Origin of the sequence: Martelella mangrovi (genome assembly GCF_040545495.1) — a bacterium.
Classification (GTDB): Bacteria; Pseudomonadota; Alphaproteobacteria; order Rhizobiales; family Rhizobiaceae; genus Martelella; species Martelella mangrovi.
Genome location: NZ_JBEPLY010000002.1, coordinates 1 through 22,376, shown reverse-complemented (window position 1 = coordinate 22,376; position 22,376 = coordinate 1). Strand labels below are relative to the sequence as shown.

The 22,376-nt window shown below is 60.5% G+C and carries 22 protein-coding genes and 1 riboswitch; of the genes, 14 read left to right on the top strand and 8 right to left on the bottom strand.

The window, feature by feature from the left end:
- Positions 1-21: 21 nt before the first annotated feature.
- Positions 22-116: riboswitch (TPP riboswitch) on the bottom strand.
- A gap of 105 nt (positions 117-221) precedes the next feature.
- Positions 222-1,034 carry an enoyl-CoA hydratase-related protein gene (locus ABID12_RS02495; protein WP_354432973.1) on the bottom strand — a complete coding sequence of 271 codons (813 nt, stop codon included), beginning with the start codon at positions 1,032-1,034 and terminating at the stop codon, positions 222-224.
- Between the two features lie 180 nt (positions 1,035-1,214).
- Positions 1,215-2,711 (bottom strand): CoA-acylating methylmalonate-semialdehyde dehydrogenase, encoded by a 1,497-nt coding sequence (locus ABID12_RS02490; RefSeq protein ID WP_354432972.1) that lies wholly within the window; start codon positions 2,709-2,711, stop codon positions 1,215-1,217.
- A 257-nt stretch (positions 2,712-2,968) separates the two neighbouring features.
- Between ABID12_RS02490 and ABID12_RS02485 the strand changes: the two genes are divergently transcribed.
- The gene (locus tag ABID12_RS02485) at positions 2,969-3,856 is read left to right on the top strand and encodes a LysR family transcriptional regulator (protein ID WP_354432971.1); all 888 of its coding nucleotides are present in this window, start codon (positions 2,969-2,971) and stop codon (positions 3,854-3,856) included.
- Between the two features lie 204 nt (positions 3,857-4,060).
- Here ABID12_RS02485 and ABID12_RS02480 read toward each other — a convergent pair whose 3' ends face one another.
- A complete protein-coding gene (locus tag ABID12_RS02480) occupies positions 4,061-4,420 on the bottom strand; it encodes a hypothetical protein (protein WP_106301690.1) in 360 nt (119 codons plus the stop codon).
- A gap of 166 nt (positions 4,421-4,586) precedes the next feature.
- On the opposite strand from ABID12_RS02480, the gene ABID12_RS02475 reads away from it, so the two are divergent.
- The gene (locus ABID12_RS02475; RefSeq protein WP_354432970.1) at positions 4,587-4,760 is read left to right on the top strand and encodes a hypothetical protein; all 174 of its coding nucleotides are present in this window, start codon (positions 4,587-4,589) and stop codon (positions 4,758-4,760) included.
- A gap of 6 nt (positions 4,761-4,766) precedes the next feature.
- On the opposite strand, the gene ABID12_RS02470 is transcribed toward ABID12_RS02475, so the two are convergent.
- Positions 4,767-5,333, bottom strand: coding sequence for a dual specificity protein phosphatase family protein (locus ABID12_RS02470; protein ID WP_354432969.1), 567 nt, complete (start codon positions 5,331-5,333; stop codon positions 4,767-4,769).
- 292 nt (positions 5,334-5,625) lie between these two features.
- On the opposite strand from ABID12_RS02470, the gene ABID12_RS02465 reads away from it, so the two are divergent.
- Positions 5,626-7,860, top strand: a complete 2,235-nt coding sequence (locus ABID12_RS02465) for a TonB-dependent hemoglobin/transferrin/lactoferrin family receptor (RefSeq protein WP_354432968.1) — start codon at positions 5,626-5,628, stop codon at positions 7,858-7,860.
- A 184-nt stretch (positions 7,861-8,044) separates the two neighbouring features.
- Here ABID12_RS02465 and pyk read toward each other — a convergent pair whose 3' ends face one another.
- Both pyk and ABID12_RS02455 read right to left on the bottom strand, forming a co-directional pair.
- Positions 8,045-9,484 (bottom strand): pyruvate kinase, encoded by a 1,440-nt coding sequence (gene pyk, locus ABID12_RS02460; RefSeq protein ID WP_106301680.1) that lies wholly within the window; start codon positions 9,482-9,484, stop codon positions 8,045-8,047.
- Complete coding sequence (locus ABID12_RS02455; protein ID WP_435528146.1) at positions 9,484-9,987, bottom strand: DUF1036 domain-containing protein; 504 nt, start codon at positions 9,985-9,987, stop codon at positions 9,484-9,486. The genes pyk and ABID12_RS02455 overlap by 1 nt, the downstream gene beginning before the upstream one ends.
- Positions 9,988-10,154: 167 nt before the next feature.
- On the opposite strand from ABID12_RS02455, the gene ABID12_RS02450 reads away from it, so the two are divergent.
- From ABID12_RS02450 to ABID12_RS02440, 3 genes are all read left to right on the top strand, one after another.
- Positions 10,155-10,937 (top strand): N-formylglutamate amidohydrolase, encoded by a 783-nt coding sequence (locus ABID12_RS02450; RefSeq protein WP_354432967.1) that lies wholly within the window; start codon positions 10,155-10,157, stop codon positions 10,935-10,937.
- An 18-nt stretch (positions 10,938-10,955) separates the two neighbouring features.
- Positions 10,956-11,261 (top strand): DUF1244 domain-containing protein, encoded by a 306-nt coding sequence (locus tag ABID12_RS02445; protein ID WP_354432966.1) that lies wholly within the window; start codon positions 10,956-10,958, stop codon positions 11,259-11,261.
- 88 nt (positions 11,262-11,349) lie between these two features.
- The gene (locus tag ABID12_RS02440) at positions 11,350-11,616 is read left to right on the top strand and encodes a DUF2312 domain-containing protein (RefSeq protein ID WP_106301671.1); all 267 of its coding nucleotides are present in this window, start codon (positions 11,350-11,352) and stop codon (positions 11,614-11,616) included.
- A 56-nt stretch (positions 11,617-11,672) separates the two neighbouring features.
- Here ABID12_RS02440 and ABID12_RS02435 read toward each other — a convergent pair whose 3' ends face one another.
- The gene (locus ABID12_RS02435) at positions 11,673-12,431 is read right to left on the bottom strand and encodes a sulfite exporter TauE/SafE family protein (RefSeq protein ID WP_354432965.1); all 759 of its coding nucleotides are present in this window, start codon (positions 12,429-12,431) and stop codon (positions 11,673-11,675) included.
- A gap of 99 nt (positions 12,432-12,530) precedes the next feature.
- Here ABID12_RS02435 and ABID12_RS02430 point away from each other — a divergent pair, with 99 nt between their 5' ends.
- The 7 genes from ABID12_RS02430 to ABID12_RS02400 all read left to right on the top strand — a co-directional run bounded on the left by ABID12_RS02430 (position 12,531) and on the right by ABID12_RS02400 (position 19,807).
- Positions 12,531-13,184, top strand: coding sequence for a thiamine phosphate synthase (locus ABID12_RS02430; RefSeq protein ID WP_319519485.1), 654 nt, complete (start codon positions 12,531-12,533; stop codon positions 13,182-13,184).
- 7 nt (positions 13,185-13,191) lie between these two features.
- A complete protein-coding gene (locus ABID12_RS02425) occupies positions 13,192-14,322 on the top strand; it encodes a tetratricopeptide repeat protein (RefSeq protein ID WP_354432964.1) in 1,131 nt (376 codons plus the stop codon).
- Between the two features lie 116 nt (positions 14,323-14,438).
- Positions 14,439-15,560, top strand: coding sequence for a GGDEF domain-containing protein (locus ABID12_RS02420; protein ID WP_354432963.1), 1,122 nt, complete (start codon positions 14,439-14,441; stop codon positions 15,558-15,560).
- A 104-nt stretch (positions 15,561-15,664) separates the two neighbouring features.
- Complete coding sequence (locus tag ABID12_RS02415) at positions 15,665-16,462, top strand: inositol monophosphatase family protein (RefSeq protein WP_106301656.1); 798 nt, start codon at positions 15,665-15,667, stop codon at positions 16,460-16,462.
- A 165-nt stretch (positions 16,463-16,627) separates the two neighbouring features.
- Positions 16,628-17,656 carry a flagellar motor protein MotA gene (locus ABID12_RS02410; RefSeq protein WP_354432962.1) on the top strand — a complete coding sequence of 343 codons (1,029 nt, stop codon included), beginning with the start codon at positions 16,628-16,630 and terminating at the stop codon, positions 17,654-17,656.
- Between the two features lie 2 nt (positions 17,657-17,658).
- The gene (locus ABID12_RS02405) at positions 17,659-18,690 is read left to right on the top strand and encodes a peptidoglycan -binding protein (RefSeq protein WP_354432961.1); all 1,032 of its coding nucleotides are present in this window, start codon (positions 17,659-17,661) and stop codon (positions 18,688-18,690) included.
- Between the two features lie 226 nt (positions 18,691-18,916).
- A complete protein-coding gene (locus tag ABID12_RS02400; protein ID WP_354432960.1) occupies positions 18,917-19,807 on the top strand; it encodes a DMT family transporter in 891 nt (296 codons plus the stop codon).
- Between the two features lie 3 nt (positions 19,808-19,810).
- Here ABID12_RS02400 and ABID12_RS02395 read toward each other — a convergent pair whose 3' ends face one another.
- On the bottom strand, positions 19,811-21,634 hold the full coding sequence (locus ABID12_RS02395) for an ABC transporter transmembrane domain-containing protein (RefSeq protein WP_354432959.1): 1,824 nt from the start codon (positions 21,632-21,634) through the stop codon (positions 19,811-19,813).
- Between the two features lie 157 nt (positions 21,635-21,791).
- On the opposite strand from ABID12_RS02395, the gene rpmE reads away from it, so the two are divergent.
- Positions 21,792-22,013 carry a 50S ribosomal protein L31 gene (rpmE, locus tag ABID12_RS02390; RefSeq protein WP_106301644.1) on the top strand — a complete coding sequence of 74 codons (222 nt, stop codon included), beginning with the start codon at positions 21,792-21,794 and terminating at the stop codon, positions 22,011-22,013.
- The last annotated feature ends 363 nt before the right edge of the window (positions 22,014-22,376 follow it).

Sequence of the window (22,376 nt, the reverse complement as noted above, 5' to 3'; positions counted from 1 at the left end):
AAGCCGGACGGACCAGAACAACGGAAGGCCCGAGTGACTCCCTCCGCCGGTATGATCCGGATCAGGTTCCAAGGGTGCTTCTCAGCCCGCTGCAGCGGACGCCCCCGTCGCTCTTGATGGCGTTGTTATATCAGAAAAAAACGCCCCGATAAGGGGCGTTGCAGGTCGATGGGAATTTTTATTGACGCCTTTGATTCACCGCGAATTCCCTGCGGATCCCGTCACCTGTCGCGTATCTGCGTGGGATGGGGGAGTGGGCCGTGTTTTTTGCCCGAAGCCCCGTGAAGATGGGTCATCAGTGTTTGCGTGCGGGTGAGAAGCGCGGGATCTTTCAGCAGTTCCGCGCGCTTGCAGGCGATGCCGGCCGTCTGTTCATCGCTCAGCGGCACGGCGCTGGCCAACTGGTTGAGCTGCAGCTTGGTGTTGGCGATGCCTTGGGGTGTGCATCGGGCAATGCGGTTCGCCACCGCGCCGATACGCCGGTCAAGGGCCACCGGTGTTTCGAAAATATCGTTGAAGATACCGGCGCAGCGGGCATCCTCTGCATTCATCGGAGCGGCCGTCAGAAACAGTTCCTTGATGGAATGAAGGCCGGCAACCGACAGAAACCGGCTGTAGTCTTTCGGATTGAAGGGAATGCCCAGCCTGTTTGCGGTCATGACGACACTTGCGGTCTTGAGCGCATAGACAAGGTCGGCGGCCAGCAGCAGCCAGAGCGCACCGGCATAGACCGTGCCCTCGACCTGCGCGATCACCGGAAGCGGGGAGGCGTAAATCGCCTCGAACATGGCAAATATCGGATCATCCGCAAGGTCATCGTCAGGCCTGTATTCATTCAGGTCATGGCCTGCGGAAAAGATGCCGTGCGAGGTCTGTGCCTTGATCACCACGACCCGCACGCCCAGTTTCTCTGCCTGTTCGAGGCAGGAGATCACGGCCTTCGACATCTCCGCATCGAAGGCGTTGCGGGTACACGGGTTATCGATTGTAATCGTGGCAACCTTGTCTTCGAAGCGAAAATCGATCTTGTCCATCCGTCGTTCTCCTTAGTCGTGACGAAAGGGGGTAGATGCAACTAAAGGATGATTTTGTCGAAATTACGCGTTGGGATGACGCCTGTTTGCGGACGTCGAAGACAACCAGCCGCCGCAACGAAAAACCCCGGCAGGTCGCCCTGCCGGGGTGGAGTGAAATCATGGCGGTCGTGCGCCGGTCTATTTCATCGTCGGCATGGAGAATTCCGCGCCCGAGCGGATGCCCTTGGGCCAGCGGCTGGTGATGGTCTTCATCCGGGTATAGAAGCGCACGCCTTCCGGCCCATGCATGTGGTGATCGCCGAACAGCGACGCCTTCCAGCCGCCGAAGGAGTGGAATGCCATCGGGACCGGGATCGGCACGTTGATGCCGACCATGCCGACCCTGATCTTGTGGGCGAATTCGCGTGCGGCATCGCCATCGCGGGTGAAGATTGCCGTACCGTTGCCGAATTCGTGGTCGTTAATCCACTGCGCCGCTTCGTCATAGCTTGAAGCGCGGGCAACGGAGAGAACCGGACCGAAAATCTCTTCCTTGTAGATTTTCATGTCGGTCGTGACCCGATCGAACAGCGTCGCGCCGACGAAATAGCCGTTTTCATAGCCCTGCAGTTTCAGGTTACGGCCATCGACAACGAGATCGGCGCCCTCTTCGACGCCCGAATCGATATAGCCGAGAACCTTGTCGCGGGCCGCTGCGGTGACCACCGGCCCCATATCTGCTTCGGGATCGGTGCCGGGGCCGACCTTGAGTGCGGAAATGCGGGGTTTGAGCTTTTCGATCAGCCGGTCGGCGGTCTCTTTGCCCACCGGAACGGCAACGGAGATTGCCATGCAGCGCTCGCCGGCAGAACCGTAGGCTGCGCCCATCAGCGCGTCGGCAGCCTGATCCATGTCGGCATCGGGCATCACGATCATGTGGTTCTTGGCCCCGCCCAGCGCCTGGCAACGTTTGCCGGCCGCCGTTGCCGTGGTGTAGATATAGCGCGCGATCGGCGTTGAGCCGACGAAGCTGACGGCTTCGATATCGGGATCGGCGAGGATCGCGTCGACGGCTTCCTTGTCGCCCTGGACGACGTTGAAGACGCCGTCGGGCAGGCCTGCTTCCTTCAGCCATTCGGCAATCAGCAGTGCTGCGGACGGGTCACGCTCAGACGGCTTCAGAATGAAGCAATTGCCGCAGGCCAGCGCCACCGGGAACATCCACATCGGCACCATGGCCGGAAAGTTGAACGGGGTGATGCCGGCAACGACGCCGAGCGGCTGGCGCATCGACCAGCTGTCGACGGCGGTGCCGACATTTTCGGTATATTCGCCCTTCAGAAGCTGCGGCGCGGCGGTGGCGAATTCCACCACTTCCATGCCGCGCTGGATTTCGCCCATGGCATCGGAAATCACCTTGCCGTGCTCGGCAGTGATGACGGCGGCAAGCTCGGCGGTGCGGTCCTCGAGAATGCCGAGGAACCTGTTGAGGATGCGGGCGCGGCGCAGCGGCGTGGTCTCCGCCCAGCCGGGAAAGGCCGCTTTTGCGGTTTCGACGGCGGTGCGGACATCGGCCGGGCTTGCGAGCGACAGTTCGCCGCTCTGTTCGCCCGTTGCCGGATTGTAGGTCGGTACGCTGCGGGTGCCGGACCCGGCCACCACCTTGCCGCCGATAAAGTGCTGGATGGATTTCATCGTGTTTCCTCCGTTGTTCCGGGCGACAGGCCCAACCGCTCTCTTCTGCGTCATCCTCGGGCTTGACCCGAGGATCCGATAGCACGGAACGAAGCCGTATGGACCCTCGGGTCAAGCCCGAGGGTGACGCAAGGAAGAGCCGTTGGTGACCATGGGGTCGCTCTCGCGTTCAAATGATTTGCACACTCTCGTCTATTAATTTTTGCAAAGAAACAGGATAGTTTACAAATCCGTTGTGCGGAAATTAAAGGATAGCCATGGACTGGGATCACCTGCGTATTTTTCTCGCCGTGGCAAGGCGTGGACAGATCCTGGCTGCCGCCCAGGCGCTCGGGCTCAACCACGCCACGGTGTCGCGCCGTCTCAACGCTCTTGAAAATACGCTCGGCGAACCGCTGTTCGAACGCACGCCGGCAGGCTCGACGCTGACGGAGGCCGGCGAGCGTCTGCTGTCGGTTGCCGAGCGGGTGGAAACGGAAATCCTCGGGGTTGCGGAGGATACGCGGGCGCGCGGTGCAAGCCTTGCCGGAACCGTCAGGGTCGGCGCGCCGGATGGTCTGGGAACCTATTTCCTCGCCGGTGAACTCGGCCGTTTGCAGGAAGAACACCCCGGACTGATCATCGAGCTCGTGCCGCTGCCGCGCACATTCTCGCTGTCGAAACGGGAGGCGGATCTGGCGATCACGCTCGATCCGCCGGAAGAGGGGCGGCTGGTCGTGTCGAAACTGACGGATTATACGCTCGGTGTTTATGCGGCGCGTTCCTACCTCGACCGTTTCGGCACACCGGAGGATGAGCACGCGCTTGCCGGTCATGTCGCGGTGACGGGGGTGGAGGACTACGCCTATGCCTCGTCGCTGAATTATGCCAATCATCTCGGCCGCTCGGCGGGCCGACTGTTCCGCTGTGCCGGTGTTGCCGGGCAGATCGAGGCCGTGCGCGCCGGCATCGGCATCGGCATCCTGCATGATTTCGTCGTGCGTGACAGCCCGGGGCTCGTCAGCATCCTGCCCGAAATCCGTTTCCGGCGCTCCTACTATCTGCTGTCGCATCCAGATACCGGCAATCTGGCGCGCATCGCACTGGTGCGCGCCTTTTTGACACGGCGGTTTCGCGAAGAACGCCGCCGCTTCATGGTCGAATGATGCCGCTCAAAGACGAGCATTTGTGCGTGGTGTCAAGAGATACTCGATTTGGGCAACTCCTGACATATCGAAATGACCATTGTGGAGAAATGGAGCTTCGTCGACTCTGATCTTTTTGTCACTCATGTTGAACCGCGAAATCAAAAAAAACAGGCCAGCCGAAGCGGACCTCCACAAATTCGCATTCGTGGTTCGTTCAAAAAGTCAGCAGTCGATCTTCGCTTCAGTATCAAGGACATAAGGTTCCGCGGCGCCCCACTCTCTGGTGAAGTCATCGGCTGGGATAAGCTCTTTTTTATCCGCGCTCAGCGTGAACACAAACTGACCATTAGCATTCATTTTCACCAGATCGCCTTCTACGGTATAGGTCCTGTTGACCATGAAGCCGTCGCTTCCGGCTGCACCCTGTCCATTGCCGCAAAAGCCGAAGCTGGAAACAAGTTCCGCATCCGCATTGGTGTAGACGCCTCTCAAATCGCCAAGGTCCCATGCAAAAACAGAAGAAGCCATCATTCCCGAAACAGCCAAACCAATCGCCAGCGCCTTGAAATCGGAGGTTTTCATCGCGCAATCATCCTTTCTGAATCAAAAAGTTATGGGCGACATAGACCATAGATGTGCCAGCACGGCAATTGATCACCTGATTAATTTCCACCTCGGTAAAACGGCTCTTCAGCGCAACTCGGCTCCAAATGTCTGAACAAGCCTAAGCATCCTGCATGATTTTGTGGTGCGCGACAGCTCCGGCCTTGTCAGCATCCTGCCGGCAGTCCGGTTCAGGCGGTCCTATTATCTGCTGTCGCATCCCGACACCGGCAATCTGGCGCGCATTGCACTGGTGCGCGCCTTCCTGACCCGTCGTTTTCGGGAAGAGCGCAGCCGGTTTGTCATTGATGCAGGCTAGAGCCGATCAGCTTGGAAGGCCGAAGTCCTTTTCCAGGCTTTCCCATGTCTCATCCATGGCGTAGGGGCCGGTCAAGGGGATGTTGAGATGGCCGTAGATTGGCGAAAGCTGCCATTCCGCGCGTTCCTCGTCCACGCCTGCTACCTGCTGAAGGTAGAGGACAGAGGCCAGTCCCGTACGGTCGGCGCCGGCCTTGCAGTGGATCAGCAGCGGCTTTTCGGCGTCGCGCATCAGGGCCAGCAATTCCATGCTGCGGTCGAATGACAGCTCCACCCTGTCCGACATGGCAAAATCGACATGGGTGATGCCGAGCGATTCACTGGCGGCGATCTCGGAATCATACCAGTTGCGACCAGGATGTGCGCCACGCAGATTGATCACTGTCTTGATGCCATGACGTTTCACATAGTCGGCCAAGGCACCGGCACTCGGTTGCGCCGAGCGATAGAGCGTACCGGCATGGACTTCGTGGAAATTGCCGGTGAGCTGAAGCCCGCCGAGATATACGCCGCTGCCAAGCAGCAATGCGCCCGCGGTCCATGCACTGCGTCTGATCGCGGTTTTTGCCCCCATATATTCCTGCTCCGAATGCGTTTTGCCCGATCGTCTTTCAACTTTGGATTTATAGCCGAACCATGTCCCATGGAACAGCGCTTTTGTTTCCCATAATGTCGCACTAAGGTCTGATATGAAGGAATATGACGAAAATCAGGCATTTTATGTTGACAATAAAAGTCATGTTTAATAGCGGGTAGTCGCAGATATCCGGTGTTTTGCCGGATCCGAATGCCCAGCCAGCCAGTCCGTTTCGGGGTTTTCCCGGCGTCAGCCAGCCAGGTTCTCAAGAGAACAAAAGGATTGGGTGATGCGTATGGGGATTTCCCGCACGGTATTGCTGGCGTCGTGCACTGCACTCGCGTCGGCGGTTTTGACACAGTCTGCCTTTGCGCAGGATGCCACAACGAATGATGCAACCACGGTTCTGGCGCCGGTCGACGTAACGACGACCAAGGGCAAGGAAGGGACCGCGGACACACCGCTTGCCACCGAAACGACGCGGGACGATCTGGACGCCAACATCGTCACCGATTTCGATGATTTTACCCGTATTCTCGAACCCGGCGTCACCTTCGTCGGTGACGATGCCGGATCGGTGAACATTCGCGGCATGCAAGGGCCACGCGTTTCCACCGTCATCGACGGTATCCAGATTCCCTATCTGGATGACGGTGCGCGTGACGCCAATGGCGGCATGGACAGCTTCAGCTTCGATTCGATTGCGACCATCGATATCGTACGTGGTTCCGATTCCTCGCGCTCGGGCAGCGGTTCGCTCGGTGGCACGGTTGTGCTGAGCACGCTGGAGCCGGAAGATCTGATCGATCCTGAAAAGGGATGGGGCGGCCGCACCGGCATCATGTATGACAGCGCTGACGAAGGCATCAATGCCCAGGGCGCTTTTGCCGTGCGTTCGGGCAATACGTCGGTGCTGTTCCAGGGGGATATCGGCTCGGGCAGCGAAACGGAAAACCAGGGCACTGTCGGCGGCTACGGGGCCACCCGCAGCGAGCCCAACCCCGCAAGCTTCGACGAGAACAACCTGCTGTTCAAACTGCGTCAGCAGTTCCTGGGCGCACACACGCTCGGCCTTACGGTGGAGCGCTACGACAAGGACAAGGATATCGAACTGCTGACCGAACAGGGTTCGACCTATGCGCCTGACGATTATGACGGCCACGAGACCAAGCACCGCGACCGCGTTTCGATCGACTATAATTATGAAGCGATTGCCAATGACGGTCTGTTCGACAGCGCCTTTGGAACGGTCTACTGGCTGAAGAGCGAACGTGTAAGCGGACGCAGCGGCACCAGACTGCCCAGCCCCCGCAGTCCGACAACGCCCCCCTTCGGCCCTTATTCACGCAGTTCAAAAACGAATGATGAACGCTATGGCTGGTCCGGCTGGGCGCAGAAGGGTCTCGATACCGGTTCGTTTGCGCACGACATCACCATTGGCGGTGACTTCTATTATTCGCAGACCAGCCAGTATTCCAGCGGTCAGGACAATTGCGGACCGGGCCCGTTCCCGCCGATGAGCACATGTGGCTTCCTGCACACCAATCAGGCGGATTCGCCCGATGTCGACGGTTACGTTCTCGGCCTTTATGCTCAAGACGAAATCGCCTTCGGCGACAGCGGCTTCGCGCTGACCCCCGGCATTCGCTTCGACTGGTACCAGTACGATCCGAAGGAAACCGCAGCCTATACCCGCAACCCGAACTATAACGGCTTGCCGGACGGCCAGAGCGATTGGCAGATTTCGCCGAAAATCCTCGCGACCTACGACCTGAACGACTTTACCCAGCTTTACGGCCAGTTCTCGACCGCGTTCCGTGCGCCCACGCCGGGTGAGCTTTACGTCGATTACGGCGCGCCGGGCACCTATCTGAGGATCGGTAATCCCGATCTCGATCCGGAAACCAGCTGGGGCTTTGAACTGGGCGCCAATTTCGGTGATGAAATGGAAGGCGGCCGGATTTCCGCGTTCTACAGCCGCTACAAGGATTTTATCACCACGCAGGCCGTGGATCCGGCTGATGTCGGTGTCGGGCCTGGTGTCTATCCCTTCGGGATCACCCAGACCGTCAATCTCGACAACGTCGAGATCGCCGGTATCGAGGCGAGCGTCCAGAAAACCTTCGTCAACAACTGGGACATTCATGCCTCGCTGGCATTCGCCCGCGGCTTCGACATGGATACCAACAAGATGCTGGCATCCGTGGCGCCGCTCAAGGCGGTCATCGGCGGCGGCTATAACGACGAGACCTGGGGCGTGAACTCCAACTGGATCCTGTCGGCCAAGGTGCCGGACGGTTCGACGGCAACCTTCAAGGCGCCGGGTTACGGCATCGTCGACGTCACCGCATGGTGGGCGCCCGAGCGCTTCGAGGGCATGACCCTTCAGGCCGGCGTCTACAACCTGTTCGACCAGACCTATTACGACGCGCTCGATCTGCAGGACACGACCCTTGAACAGCCGCAGGCCTTCTATTCGGAGCCCGGCCGGACCTTCAAGATTTCGTTCACGCAGACTTTCTAGGCTCAGGACCTAAAACTGAAAATCGGGAGGCCGGACGCAACAGCGTCCGGCCTCTTTGTGTTTATCGGGGGGGGGGGGCGACCGCAGCAGCGCGCTCTCGTGCCGCCTTCGTCGATGAGAAAGAAAAAAGGCCGGGCATTTTCACGCCCGGCCTTTCCGTTTGGTATCTGTTCTTTTGTCCGGATCAGACGCCGGAGCGGCCGTCCATGCCGATATAGGCGATGCGCAGCATGTTGGTGGCGCCGGGGGTGCCAAGCGGCACGCCGGCCGAAATGATGATCCGGTCGCCGGGCTTGCCGATGCCTTCGTCAACAACGATCTGGCAGGCGCCGTCCACCATGGTGTCGAGGTCCGTCGGCTCGTCGGCGACCACGCAATGCAGGCCCCAGACCACGGAGAGGCGGCGGGCGGTCTTGACCACCGGCGACAGCGCGATGATCGGAACGTTCGGCCGCTCGCGGGCGGCGCGCAGGCCGGTCGTGCCCGATGCCGTGTAACAGACCAGAGCCGTCAGTTTCAGCGTTTCGGCAATCTCACGCGAGGCCAGCGAGATCGCGTCGGCGCCGGTGGCTTCCGGCTGCGGGCGCTGTGCGTAGAGAATCTGCGGATAAAGCTGCTCGCGCTCGATGGTGCGGGCGACCGACGCCATGGTGGCAACGGCTTCTGCCGGATACTTGCCGGCAGCCGATTCAGCCGACAGCATGACGGCGTCGGCGCCTTCGAAAACGGCGGTTGCGACGTCGGAAACCTCGGCACGGGTCGGAACCGGCGATTCGATCATCGATTCCAGCATCTGGGTGGCGACGACAACCGGCTTACCGGCGGAGCGGCACAGACGGATGAGCTTTTTCTGAAGGCCGGGCACGGTTTCCAGCGGCATTTCGACGCCGAGGTCACCACGCGCCACCATCAGCGCATCGCTCATTTCGATGATTTCCTCGATGCGCTCGATGGCCTGCGGCTTTTCGATCTTCGACATCAGGCCGACCTGGCCACGGGCAATCTTGCGCACTTCGGCAAGGTCGTCGGGGCGCTGGACGAAGGAAAGCGCAACCCAGTCGGCATCGCCGGTTTCCAGAACGGCATCGAGGTCGGCACGGTCCTTGTCGGTCAGCGCGCCGACACCGAGCAGGGTGTCGGGAAGCGACACGCCCTTGCGGTCGGAAATCGTGGTGCCGGCGACAACGGTGCATTCGATGCTCTTGCCGTCGCACTTTTCGGCGCGCAGCTGCAGCTTGCCGTCATCGATCAGCAGACGGTGACCGGGCTGGACCGATTGCAGGATTTCCGGATGCGGCAGGAAAACGCGCTTTTCATTGCCGGGCTCATCCTTGTCGTCGAGGGTGAAGGTCTGGCCGATTTCCAGCTCGACCTTGCCGTCGAGGAATTTTCCGACGCGCAGTTTCGGACCCTGCAGGTCGCAGAGAATGCCGATCGGACGGCCGAGACGGGCTTCGACATTGCGGATGCGCTTGATCAGCGTGCGCATCAGGTCATGGCTGGCATGGCTCATATTGATGCGGAAGAGGTCTGCTCCGGCTTCGTGGAGCTTCTGGATCTGCTCTTCTTCAGACGAGGCGGGGCCGAGTGTGGCGAGGATTTTGACTTTTCTGTTACGTCTCATCAGTTCTGACTTTCTTGGGTGCTGGGCTTTTCGGAAAGCTGAACGGTCCAGCTCTCCTCCCGCCCTGTGTCGTATTCGCTGAATCCCATCTGCTGATAGCCACGCGTGAAGCAGTCCTGGACTCCGGTGATCTCGAATTCCTCTTCGGCAACACACATGTTGGTATAGCCTGTCCAGCGTCCGCTTCCGGAAGCGTCTTCGGCGTACAGATAGTAATAGCGCGATTGCAAGGGGCCGGGCACGACGGTTGCGCAGGTGGTGGCCGGCAATTGCCACCAGCCCTCCGAAATCCATCCGTCTTCACCGCGATAGCCTACTGCAACGCCTACGAGGTTGGCCGTATCGTTGCAGACCCGGAATTCGGCATGTGCCTGATCGGTCGGCCAGAGCGCTGCCATGAAAAGCCCGCCAAGGAAAAGGCCAGAGCAGGTCAATGCCCGCGTCACGCTCTTGGGTGCGTGGTTTGCTGGGCCGGTTCGTGGATGATTCGGTTTCAGTCGCATGTACCAGATCTCGTTTTGCGTCACCGTGCGGGAGGCGCATTCAATCGATTTGCAGCCTCTATCATAAAGCCCCGCAGCAAGCGAGGCAAATGGCGCGGTTGCAGCTTGCCGAATGTGCCGACTCTATGCCATCACCCGCATTATTGTTAATTCTGCGGCGGATATCCATGCCGAACATCAACGCTTATGAGAGAATAAAGGGAAAATATGACACGGGTTTAGTCCTGCTGGCCGACCATGCCATGGCGACCGTGCCTGGGGAGTATGACGATCTCGGTCTCGACCGCAGTGTTTTCCGGCGCCATGTGGCTTATGATATCGGCGTGGAGGCTTTGACCCGCACACTGGCCCGGCGGCTGGCCTGTCCGGCGGTGCTGTCCACATTTTCCCGCCTGCTGATCGATCCCAACCGCGGCGAGGACGATCCGACACTGATCATGAAGATTTCCGACGGCGCCATTATTCCGGCCAATCATCCGCTGTCGGCCGAAGAGCGGGAACGGCGGCTCGACGCCTTTCACCGGCCCTATCATGATGCCGTCGATGAGACGATCGCGCAGGCAGAGGCGGCTGCCGGCAGGCCGCCGCTGGTGATTTCGGTTCATTCGTTCACACCGTTCTGGAAGGATATTGCCCGGCCATGGCATGCGGGCGTGTTGTGGGACGGCGACCCGCGGGCCGTCCGACCGCTGATTGACATGCTTGCAGCCATCGACGGCGTGGTCGTGGGCGACAACGAGCCCTATGACGGTGCGCTGAAGGGCGATACGATGAACCGGCACTGCATGACGAAGGGCATTGCCCACGCATTGCTCGAAGTGCGGCAGGACCTGATCGCCGATGATGAGGGGGTTGCCCTGTGGGCGGACCGGCTCGAGCCTGTCATTGCGGCGCTGAATGCGGACGCGGCGCTGCACGAGCGCCGCCATTATCCTTCACGCGTAAGATAACGAGACCCGGAGGCTGACATGACCAGACTGAGCGAAGAGCAGAAACGTGATCTCGAGGCCGCGGCCTTCCGACGGCTGGTTGCGCATTTGCGCGAGCGCAGCGACGTACAGAATATCGATTTGATGAACCTTGCCGGTTTTTGCCGCAATTGCCTGTCCAACTGGTACCGGGATGCCGCCGAGGCGGAAGATATCGCGCTCACCCGCGAGGAGGCGCGCGAAATTGTCTACGGCATGCCCTATGATGAATGGAAGGCGCGTTATCAGCGCGAGGCGAGTGCCGAACAGAAAGCCGGTTTTGAAAACAACAAACCGCGTGAATGAACGGGACAAGCGAAGAAGGAACTTGACCTGTCGCGCTGTTTTCGGCAGGCAGGAGCCCACGCATTTTTCAGCGAAATAGGAGTTGACCATGGCCGACGACGCCCACGGCATTGCGCGCGATCAGCTGCGCTCGATCATCGAACGCATTGAACGTCTCGAAGAAGAAAAGAAGACCATCGCCGACGACATCAAGGATGTCTATGCCGAAGCCAAGGGCACCGGTTTTGATACCAAGGCGCTGCGCAAGATCATTTCGCTGCGCAAGAAGGACGAGCAGGAGCGCATGGAAGAAGAAGCCGTGCTCGACACCTATATGATCGCGCTCGGCATGATTCGCGCGCCGTCGGACGAGTAGACCCGACCGGGAAAGAAAACGCGGCCAACTGATACGGTGGCCGCGGCATTCCCTTTTTAAAACCCGTCGAGAACGAGTTTCATGCCGGCGAGAAACGCCATGGCATACATGAACGGGTAGAACACTTCCATGCGCATGCGCTTGACGATCGTGGCACCGGCAACGGTGGCGACCACGGCGAAGGGCAACAGGGTGGCCGATGCTGCCAGATTCGGCGCGCCGAGTTCGCCGAGCGCATAATAAGGCAAAAGCTTCATCACATTGACGATGGCGAAAAAGCGGACACTGGCACCGGTATAGGAGCGCGGGTCAAGCTTCAGCGGCAGCGTGTAGATCTGATAGGGCGGTCCGCCCGAATGGGAGATGAAGCTGGTATAACCGGCGATGCCGCCCCAGATCGTGGCGGCGACAGGGCGCTGGCCGGCCGGCGGCTTTTCGATTTTTTCGCCGGGCTTCCAGCGATCATAGAAATATTTTCCGGCAAAGATGACGGTGGCGAGGCCGACGAGCATCCGCGTCAGCTCGAAAGGCACCACGGAAAACGTGTACCATCCCAAAATGGTCCCGATCACCGCGCCCGGCAGCAGGATGCGCAATGTCGGCCAGTGTCCGTACTGGCGCCAGGACCAGAGCGCGACCCCATCCATGACAATCAGGATCGGAAGCATGATGGCCGCTGCTGTTGCCGGCTCGACGACGAATGTCAGAATGGGAACGCCGAGCAGCGCAAGCGCGCCGCCCATGCCGCCTTTCGTCAGGCCGACAAGAAGAACGGCGGGGATCGCCGCCGCATAAAAGATTGGATCGGGAAGCATGAAATCAAAGCACCTGTTGAAACTCCGCTCTAACGGATTTATCCCGAAATGGCGAGAGGGCGAACCCGCCTTCGGCGCGCCTGCAAGGGGATGAGAGACATGGATACGGAACAGGAACGTTGCCGGTTGGTGCTTGTCGCGCCGGAAATCGCGGATATGGAAGCGCAGGAAAAAGCGATTGCCGACGCTTTGCGCGGCGGCGATGTGGCATCGGTTATCCTTCCGCAATACGGCGAACCCGTCGAGGCTTTTCAAAAACGCGCCGAACGGATCGTTCCGGTGATTCAGAACTACGATACCGCCGCCATCATTGCCGGTGATACCCGTGTGGCCGGGCGCGCCAAGGCCGATGGTATTCACATCGAGGGAGGGCCGGGCGTTCTTGCCGATGCGATGGACCGGTTTTCGCCGCGCATGATTGTCGGCGCCAGTGCACCCAAGGATCGCCATCAGGCGCTGGAACTGGGGGAACTGAACCCTGATTACGTGTTTTTCGGCATGCTGGACGGCGATACGCGGCCCAAGACCCATCCCAAAAACCTGGAACTTGGCGAATGGTGGGCCTCGATGGTCGAAATCCCCTGCATCGTGATGGCGGGAAGCGAACCGGCAAGCGTGATCGAGGCTGCGTTGACATGGGCGGAATTCGTTGCTGTCGGCAAGGCGGTTTTCTCAGCGCCCGGCGGAGCAGCCGGGATGGTCGCCCAGATCAATGCCGTGCTCGACGAAAAAGCGCCGCGTTTTGATTATTAAAGAGGTTATGACCGTCCGCACCCGCATTGTTGTTGTTGCCGCTGTTTTTGCTCTGGTGCTTCCGGGCCGCTCGTTTGCGCTGACGGCGCGGGAGTTTGCAACGGATGCCGGGCTGGTTGCCGGTGCGCCCGGCAATCCCCGCCTCGGCGGCGCGCTGTTGCCGCCGGGCATGGAGACGGGCGACCCGGACAAGGCCTATGCGTTCGAATTTGCCCAGGTGACGGCGGCGACGGCGGACGACATTGCAAAGACGCCAGACGACACAGAGAATACCGAGGCCGGTGAGCCTGAAACACCGTATGACGGACCGGTGGATGAGGCTTACGGGGCTTATCAGCGCGGATTGTTCGATGCCGCCTATGAGGCCGCGATGCAACGCGCCGGCCGCGGCGATCCTCGTGCGGAAACCCTGATTGCCGAACTGGTCGAGCGCAAGCTGATTGCCGAAAACCGGGCAGGGCCGCCGGAAGCCTGGTATCGGATGGCCGCCGACAGCGGCGCGCCATTTGCCGTCAATCGCTACGGGATGTTCCTGCTCGGCTCCGATGACGAGGACGAGCGCCAGACCGGGCGGGATCTGGTGCGGCAGGCGGCAGAAGCGGGCGATCCGCTCGCGGCCTTCAACCATGCGACAATCCTGGTTGAGGAAGACCCCGGTCCGGAAGGACTTCGGAGCGCTTTGCCGTGGTATGAAATGGCGGCAGAGGCCGATATTGCCGATGCCCAGTATGCGCTCTCCCAGATCTATCGCGCGCTTGAGGGGATACCGGAGGAAAAGCGGGAGCTCTGGCGCTACTGGTTGCGCCGTGCTGCCAATGCCGATCACGATACCGCCCAGCTCGACCTGGCGCTGGCACTGATCAACGGGACGGATATGCCGCGCAACCTGCCGGAAGGGTTTGACTGGATGCACCGCGCCGCACTCAACGGCAATGCTGCGGCCGCCAGCCGGCTGGCCTATCTCTATCTGAACGGTATCGGAACGCCCGTCGACCGGGAGGCGGCGGCAATGTTTTATCTGACGGCGCGTAATGTTGGACTAAAAAACGAGGAAATGGAGCAACTTCTCTCGTCGCTTTCTCCAGAAAACCGTGCCAAAGTTACATTGCGATCTCGAGCGATCGTGCGACGTTACTAGTAATACTTGTATTTTTTGTGTCATTTCCATTTTTTGACGTGTACGTTACGCACGTTTTATGACATAAAATACTAATTATCGCGTATAGGTGGTGGAGTTCGTGGGGGAATGGCCTTGTGCTGCAGTTTGACTTTGTCGGACAGATGATTGCCAGCCTCGGGCTGGGCGCGCTTGTCGTGATGGCATATGGCCTGATTCTGCGCCATTTTCGGGGGAAATGGTATGAAGGCTATGCCAGCGCGGCGGTGTTGGCCTGTGGCGCCCTGGCTTCGATGACGACCCCTATCGTTCTGCCTGCCGGCTATGTCTTTGATGCCAGAGCCGTGTTCATTGCGCTTGCCGGGCCATTTGCAGGGGTCGGCGGCGCGGTCCTTACTGCTGCTTGCGCGGCGACTTTTCGGATACTGGTCGGCGGAGATGGAATGCTGGCCGGTGTCGTCGGTATCGTCATTGCCGCTCTTGCCGGGATCGTGTTCATCCGGTTTATGCCGCAGAAGCGGACAGCCGGCGGCTTTCTGGTGCTGGGGTGTCTTGCGGCGCTGATGGCGTTTTCGGTCTTTCTCATCGATTTTGACACTGCAATGCTGTTGATCGCCGGCGTCAGCGTTCCGCTCACGATCGTCAATATCCTCGGTGTTGTCGTGCTCGGCTTGGCACTGGAAAGGACGAGGCGTAGCGCCGAATATCTGCGCGATGTTGAATTCAATGCCGAGCGCGATCCGCTGACCGGCCTGTTCAACCGGCGCGCGCTGAAGCAGTTTGAAGGGCGCATCGGGCAGATGCTTGCACCCGGCAGGCGCGCCGGTTGCGTCGTGCTGTTCGATATCGACCGTTTCAAACTGGTCAATGACCGCTATGGTCATCCGCGCGGGGACGAAGTCCTTCAGCGCGTTGCCGCAACGGTCACCAGCCGGATGCGCCGCTCCGATCTGGTTGTGCGCTATGGTGGAGAAGAAATCGCCGTCGTGCTGCTTTCCACCTCGCTTGATGATGCCTGGCGGATTGCCGAACATATCCGCTCGCGCGTTGAAAAGCTGGTCTTCACGCATGATCGTGAGACGTTTTCCGTCACGCTTAGTGCCGGGATTGCCGGTTTTACCGTCGGCGACGTTCCTCTTGAAACCGCTTTTGATCATGCCGACCGGGCGCTTTATCAGGCCAAAAACGCCGGCAGAAACCGCACGGAAATCCTCAGCCTGCCTCTTCTTCACGAGACGCCTGTGCGTGCAAATGCCTGACAGGCCTTGAATTCCGGTCCGTTCTGTGGTCATGAACCCGCCAACAGCCTGTTTGCCGGTCGCGGGTGGTTCCGCGCCGGTGCAATAATCAAGGAATTCTGGTCATGGCCCGTTCAGCCCTTCTCAATGTGATGGTTCAGGCCGCCCTGAAAGCGGGTCGGTCGCTGACCCGCGATTTCGGCGAAGTGCAGAACCTGCAGGTTTCCGTCAAGGGACCCGCCGATTTTGTGTCCCAGGCGGATATCAAGGCGGAAAAGATCGTCCGCACCGAACTGATGCGCGCCCGCCCGACCTATGGTTTTCTGGGTGAGGAAGGCGGAGAGGAGACCGGATCCGACGGCCAGCATCGCTGGATTGTCGATCCTCTCGACGGCACCACCAATTTCCTCCACGGTATTCCCCAGTTCGCCGTTTCGATTGCGCTGGAGCGCTCCGGCGAAGTGGTCGCCGGCGTGATCTACAATCCGATCCTCGACGAACTGTATGTTGCCGAAAAGGGCGGCGGCGCGTTTTGCAACGACCGGCGCATCCGGGTATCGGCACGGCGCAATCTTGCCGATGCGGTTATCGGCTGCGGCGTTCCCCATCTCGGCCGCGGCCAGCATGGCAAGTTTCTTGTGGAACTGCGCCATGTCATGGGCGAGGTTGCCGGCATCCGTCGTCTGGGCGCTGCCTCGCTTGATTTGGCCTATGTCGCTGCCGGCCGGCTTGACGGCTACTGGGAAGAGGCGCTTTCGGCCTGGGATATGGCCGCGGGCCTGATCCTGGTGCGCGAAGCGGGCGGTTTCGTCTCCGATACCAAGGGCGGCCAGCAATGCCTTGAAACCGGCAGTGTCGTCGCCGGTAACGAGCTGATGCGGATTGCACTGTTCGACCAGCTTCAGCGTCGTCTGGAAAAATAGAGCCTGCCGCTTCCGGTGGACTGAAACCGGTTTTGCGTGCATCGCTCTTCAAATCGCCGCCATTTTCGAATAGAGCTTTTAACCGGCCCGGAGGAATGCTTCGGGTCCGTTCGGCCGTGCAGCAATGTACCGGCGCAGCCATCGATGACCGGAGGGTAGGGCGAAATGTCGGATTTCGAACTCGAACAGGACGATCGGCGCCAGCCTCAGCCGCGCGGCTACGCCCAGAAGATGTCGAGCCCGATGACCTTCGTCTGGACCATGGTCATCTTCCTGATCCTGATCGGCTTTTGTGTCGCCATCCTTTACCGGCAGGCCCATTCGGCCTTCATGACCAATCCGGGGCTGAACGGCCTGATCCTCGGGGTTCTGCTGATCGGTATCCTGATGGTGTTCTCACAGGTTCTGGCGTTGCGGCGCGAGGTCACCTGGCTCAATTCCTTCCGCGCTGCGGGAAGTGCCGACCGAGTCGGCCGCGACCCCAAGCTGCTTGCACCGATGCGCGCGCTGATCGGCAGCCGCCAGACCATGGCGCTTTCGACCTCGTCGCTGCGTTCCATTCTCGATTCCATTGCCACCCGGCTTGACGAACAGCGCGACACATCGCGCTATCTCGTCGGCCTTCTGGTCTTTCTCGGCCTGCTCGGCACGTTTTGGGGCCTGCTCGGCACCATCGGGTCGATTGGCGATATCATTCAGAACCTCGATCCGAATTCCGGTGACAGCGCCGATGTTCTCGATGCGCTGAAAGAAGGACTGGCCGGGCCGCTTTCCGGCATGGGAACGGCATTTTCCTCATCACTGCTCGGTCTTTCCGGTTCGCTGGTGCTCGGCTTCCTCGACCTTCAGGCGGGGCGGGCCCAGAACCGCTTCTACATGGAGCTGGAAAACTGGCTTTCGACGATGACCGACGTGACCTCGGATCTCGCACCGGCGCTTGAAGGCGTTGCCAGCGGTTCCTCCGAACAGTTCGAGGTGCTGGCGGAAGAACTGCGGCGGATCGCCGAGGCCAATGGCGCAGGCGCGGCTTCGGTGCCCGCCATGGCGCAGCTTGCCGAGGGCATTCAGGGCGTGGTCAAGAACATGCGCAACGAACAGCAGATGCTGCGCGACTGGATCGAGGCGCAGCACGAGGAATCGCAGGAACTGCGGCGCACCCTCCAGCGCCTCACCGACAAGCTTGAGGACCGGTAATCATGGCGCTGGCCCGCAATCGTCGATCCAACCGCAGTGTCGACTACTGGCCCGGTTTCGTCGACGCGCTGTCGACCTTGCTTCTGGCGATCATGTTCCTGCTGACCGTGTTCGTGATCGGCCAGTTCATCCTGACGCGCGAAATTTCCGGCAAGGACGAGGTGCTGAACCGGCTGAACAGCCAGATTGCCGAACTGACACAGCTTCTGGCGCTGGAAAAGAGCAATACGCAGGATGCCAATGATACGATTGCCTCGCTGCAGGCCTCGCTGGCCACGGCGCAGGCCGCCCGTTCGCGCCTGCAGGCACTGCTCGATGAAGGCGCGGGCGCCAGCGATGCCGCTCAGGCCCGTATCGGCGCGCTTTCGGAAGACCTTGAGGCCGAACGACAGCTGACGGCGCGGGCGCAGAGCCAGCTGGCGCTGCTCAACCAGCAGATTTCCGCCCTTCGCGCGCAACTGGCCGCCGTCGAGGAGGCACTGGAAGTGTCCGAGGCCAAGGACGAGGCCTCGCAGGCCCGTATCGCTGATCTCGGCCGGCGCCTCAATGTCGCTCTGGCGCAGAAGGTGCAGGAGCTGAACCGTTACCGCTCCGACTTTTTCGGGCGGTTGAGGCAGATCCTGTCCGACCGCGAGAATATCCGCATCGTCGGCGACCGCTTCGTGTTCCAGTCCGAGGTTCTGTTTCCCTCCGGCTCGGATGAGCTGAATGATGACGGCCGCGCCGAGCTTGCCAAGCTTGCCACCGCGCTTCTCGAAATTGCGCCGGAAATACCGGAGGATATCAACTGGGTGCTGCGGGTTGACGGCCATACGGACGATGTTCCGATCCGGGCCGGCGGTCAGTTTGCCGATAACTGGGAACTGTCGTCGGCGCGTGCGAATTCCGTCGTGCGCTATCTGATTTCACAAGGCGTGCCCGCCACGCGGCTGGTGGCTGCCGGTTTTGCCGAATATCAGCCGATTGCACCCGGCAATTCGCCCGAAGCGCGTGCACAGAACCGCCGTATCGAGTTCAAGCTGACCGAGCGCTGAGGTTTCGAAAAACCGAAACCATGTTTGCCTGCGGCATTGACCGGATATGTCCGCCCGGACTTGCCTTTGGCTGCGCTCTTTTCTATCTTGCGGTCTCCGCAAGGGTGGTACGGCATGCCTGCCCAACCGCCGCGCTTTTTGTAAAGCGCTGTTCTTCCTGACAAGCGGACGAGGGCCCCTCCAGGAAGCATCCCGACACGAACAGATGCTTGTTCAGGAGTAGATGATGACCTTCGTCCTGCCTATGCGGGTCGTGCGTTGGCGGCCCGGTCGCCGACTTGCTGCGATTTTTCTGATGATTTCCGGCGTTGCCGCCTTCAGCTGTATCGATACGCTGACCAAGGTGCTGACGGCCCGCCACGCGCCGGTCATGCTGATTTTCGTGCAGAACAGCCTGGCCGCGATGATGGTGCTGCCGGTTGCCGCCATGAAGGGCTCTGCCGGTTTCCGGCTGCGTTCACCGCGTCTTCTGGCAATCCGCGCGGGGGTGGGGGTTGTTGTCAGTTTTCTGATCTTCACCTCGCTGTCGCTGCTGCCGTTCGCGATTGCCGTCTCGCTGTTCCAGCTCGAGACATTCTTTGTCATTCCGCTGGCGATCCTGCTGTTGAAGGAAAAGGCGAGCTGGCATCGCTGGCTGGCGGTTGCCCTTGGGCTGTTCGGTGCCCTCCTGATCCTCAGGCCGGGCAGCGAGGCGTTTCAGGTGGCGGGGCTTGTGGCGGTCGCAGCGGCGCTGGCGCTTGCCACCAAGAACATCGTTTTGAAGATGCTGGCGATGAACGAGGCTTTCGTGCCGGCATTGTTCTGGATGTATGTGCTGATGGCGAGCATGACTGCCGCTCCGGCGCTGTTGTTCTTCCGGTCGCCGATCGGGCTTGCTGATCTGGGCCTTCTGTGCGTATCGGCGCTGCTGGTCAATACCAGCAATTTCTGCATGCTGAAGGCGTTTTCGATGGCCGATGCGATGGTGCTCACGCCCGCCCTGCACATGGCTCTGCCGCTGGCCGTGATGATGGGGCTGGTGGTTTTCGACGAATGGCCGCAGCCGATCGTGTGGGCCGGCATCGCACTGATCTTTGCGGCAACCTTCATGCCCACCGGCCGAAAGCCTGAGGGTTGATCCTCAGACGGTTTCCTCGGTGTTGAACTGCAGGCGCGCAAGCCGGGCATAAAGCCCGTTACGGGCTACCAGCGTTTCATGCGTGCCTTCTTCGACGATGCGGCCCTCATCCATCACCAGAATGCGGTCGGCCGACAGCACGGTGGCCAGCCTGTGGGCAATCACCAGCGTTGTGCGACCCTTCATCAACCCGCCCAGCGCGGCCTGCACCAGCGTTTCGCTTTCGGCATCGAGCGCCGATGTCGCCTCGTCGAGCAACAGGACGGGCGCATCGCGCAGCACCGCCCGGGCGATGGCGATGCGCTGGCGCTGGCCGCCGGAAAGGGTGATGCCGCGTTCGCCCGCCATCGTGTCATAGCCGTTTTCGAGCTTTTCGATGAAACCGTCGGCCTGGGCGGCAATGGCGGCGGCGCGTACATCTTCGCGTGATGCCTCGGGCTGGCCGAGCGCGATATTGTCGTGAATGCTGGCGGCAAAGATCGCGACATCCTGCGGCACCAGTGCAAACCGGGCCCTGACCGCCGCAGGGTCGGCTTCGCGCAGGTCGACGCCATCAAGCCGGATCGCCCCTTCATCGGGGTCGTAGAACCGCAACAGAAGCGAAAACAGCGTGCTCTTTCCCGCCCCCGACGGGCCGACGACGGCAACGGTCTCTCCGGCCGAAACGGATAATGACAGCCCGTTCAGGGCGCCGGCTTTGGCGCCGCCGGTGGGGTAGCGGAAACAGACATGATCGGCCTCAAGCGCGCCGCGCGGTGCGGGCAGGGCCACCGGGTTTGCAGGCGCCGTGATCGAAGATGGCTCCAGCAGAAGTTCGCTCAGCCGTTCTGCGGCCCCGGCGGCAAGCGAGAGCTCGCCCCAGACTTCCGAGAGCTGGCCAAGGGCGCCGGCTGCCAGAACCGAATAGATCAGGAACTGGCCGAGCGTGCCGCCGGTCATCGTGTCGGACAGCACGGATTGGGCACCGAACCACAGGATTGCGGTGATCGAACAGAACACCGTGGAGATTGCCACGGCCGTCAGCGCGGCGCGTGCCTTCAGCGCCGAACGGGCGGCGGCGAAGGCGTTTTCCACGCCGCGTGCATAGCGGTTTGAGGCCATGCCCTCGGCGGTAAAGGCCTGCAGGGTGCGGGTTGCGCCGATGGCTTCACCGGCAAAGGCGGTCGCATCGGCCAGTTGATCCTGCGCGGCGCGAGAGCGCGTGCGCACCTGGCGTCCTGCGGCGATCAGCGGCAGCACCACCAGCGGGATTGCGGCAATCACCAGCACGGAGAGGCGCGGCGATGTGTAGATCATCATGATCAGCGCGCCGATGCCCATGATCAGATTGCGCAGCGCAACCGAGGCGCTGGCACCGAAGGCCGACTTGATCTGCACCGTGTCGGCCGTCAGCCGTGAGACGATCTCGCCTGACTGATTGACATCGAAGAAGGCGGGCGACAGTTGCACGACATGGGCAAAAACATCACGCCGCAGGTCGGCGACAACCCGTTCGCCGAGAATCATCACGAAGAAATAACGCAGTGCGCTGGCCATGCCGAGCGCCAGCGCCATCAGCCCGAGCACAAGAAAATAGTTGTTGATCAGTTCGGCATCGTCTGTCGAAAAGCCGTGGTCAATCACCCGGCGCACGGCAACGGGCAGGGTGAGCGTTACGAAAGCGGCGATCAGGAGGAAGGTGAGGGCGCCGGCCACAAGGCCGCGATAGGCGGTGATATAGGGTAAAATCGCAGTCAGCGGCCGAAGCTCTTTCGCTCTGCCACCACGTGTTTCAGCATTTCTGCTCACGGGTATTTCCTTCACTTTCGCCGAGGCCGGATATTGCATCCGGCGGCTCTTGTTATTCGGCTCACGTTCCTGTATAGCGACCGCAACCTAATCGACAGCCGTGGCTTTTTTTGGGGTCTCACGGCTTTGTTTATTCAATAGCCCCGGTGGGCGCAATGGCGGCCAGGGTTTAAACAAGCTTGCAGGAACGAGAGTTATGAAGGCTGATATTCATCCCGACTATCACATGATCAAGGTCGTCATGACGGACGGCACGGAATACGAAACGCGTTCGACCTGGGGTAATGAAGGCGATGTCCTGACCCTCGATATCGATCCGACGTCGCACCCGGCATGGACCGGCGGCTCGCAGCAGCTGCTTGACCGCGGCGGCCGCGTTTCCAAGTTCAACAAGCGCTTCGGCGGTCTTGGCATCTGATTTTCAGACCAGACGACAGAATACGAAAAACCCGGCCATTGTGCCGGGTTTTTTGTTGGTAAAGCTGTTCCTCCCTCCGGGGCATCCTCGGGCTTGAGCCGGAAACCAGCAAGGGCCAGGTCCTTGCGCGCAAAGACTCCTTAAAGACTCCTTCTGGAAGCGCACAGCAAGCGGCCCTGGATACCGGCTCAAGGCCGGTATGACGACAGAACGCGGGACGAGCTTTATTGGAGCCTGAACCCAGCCTTTTTCTAGCAGTTTTTCTGAATTAGAGCATTTCCCTGACTGATTGAATCCGGGTCTATGCAAATCAGACGCGGTCTGATTCAAACTATCTGCCGATGGAGGTCGGCGGATATGTCG

Bases quoted from the DNA above. Each gene is read 5' to 3' on its own strand.
- ABID12_RS02495 (WP_354432973.1), bottom strand. From the start codon at position 1,034: ATGGACAAGATCGATTTTCGCTTCGAAGACAAGGTTGCCACGATTACA.
- ABID12_RS02490 (WP_354432972.1), bottom strand. From the start codon at position 2,711: ATGAAATCCATCCAGCACTTTATCGGCGGCAAGGTGGTGGCCGGGTCC.
- ABID12_RS02485 (WP_354432971.1), top strand. From the start codon at position 2,969: ATGGACTGGGATCACCTGCGTATTTTTCTCGCCGTGGCAAGGCGTGGA.
- ABID12_RS02480 (WP_106301690.1), bottom strand. From the start codon at position 4,420: ATGAAAACCTCCGATTTCAAGGCGCTGGCGATTGGTTTGGCTGTTTCG.
- ABID12_RS02470 (WP_354432969.1), bottom strand. From the start codon at position 5,333: ATGGGGGCAAAAACCGCGATCAGACGCAGTGCATGGACCGCGGGCGCA.
- ABID12_RS02465 (WP_354432968.1), top strand. From the start codon at position 5,626: ATGCGTATGGGGATTTCCCGCACGGTATTGCTGGCGTCGTGCACTGCA.
- pyk (WP_106301680.1), bottom strand. From the start codon at position 9,484: ATGAGACGTAACAGAAAAGTCAAAATCCTCGCCACACTCGGCCCCGCC.
- ABID12_RS02455 (WP_435528146.1), bottom strand. From the start codon at position 9,987: ATGCGACTGAAACCGAATCATCCACGAACCGGCCCAGCAAACCACGCA.
- ABID12_RS02450 (WP_354432967.1), top strand. From the start codon at position 10,155: ATGCCGAACATCAACGCTTATGAGAGAATAAAGGGAAAATATGACACG.
- ABID12_RS02445 (WP_354432966.1), top strand. From the start codon at position 10,956: ATGACCAGACTGAGCGAAGAGCAGAAACGTGATCTCGAGGCCGCGGCC.
- ABID12_RS02440 (WP_106301671.1), top strand. From the start codon at position 11,350: ATGGCCGACGACGCCCACGGCATTGCGCGCGATCAGCTGCGCTCGATC.
- ABID12_RS02435 (WP_354432965.1), bottom strand. From the start codon at position 12,431: ATGCTTCCCGATCCAATCTTTTATGCGGCGGCGATCCCCGCCGTTCTT.
- ABID12_RS02430 (WP_319519485.1), top strand. From the start codon at position 12,531: ATGGATACGGAACAGGAACGTTGCCGGTTGGTGCTTGTCGCGCCGGAA.
- ABID12_RS02425 (WP_354432964.1), top strand. From the start codon at position 13,192: ATGACCGTCCGCACCCGCATTGTTGTTGTTGCCGCTGTTTTTGCTCTG.
- ABID12_RS02415 (WP_106301656.1), top strand. From the start codon at position 15,665: ATGGCCCGTTCAGCCCTTCTCAATGTGATGGTTCAGGCCGCCCTGAAA.
- ABID12_RS02410 (WP_354432962.1), top strand. From the start codon at position 16,628: ATGTCGGATTTCGAACTCGAACAGGACGATCGGCGCCAGCCTCAGCCG.
- ABID12_RS02405 (WP_354432961.1), top strand. From the start codon at position 17,659: ATGGCGCTGGCCCGCAATCGTCGATCCAACCGCAGTGTCGACTACTGG.
- ABID12_RS02400 (WP_354432960.1), top strand. From the start codon at position 18,917: ATGACCTTCGTCCTGCCTATGCGGGTCGTGCGTTGGCGGCCCGGTCGC.
- ABID12_RS02395 (WP_354432959.1), bottom strand. From the start codon at position 21,634: ATGCAATATCCGGCCTCGGCGAAAGTGAAGGAAATACCCGTGAGCAGA.
- rpmE (WP_106301644.1), top strand. From the start codon at position 21,792: ATGAAGGCTGATATTCATCCCGACTATCACATGATCAAGGTCGTCATG.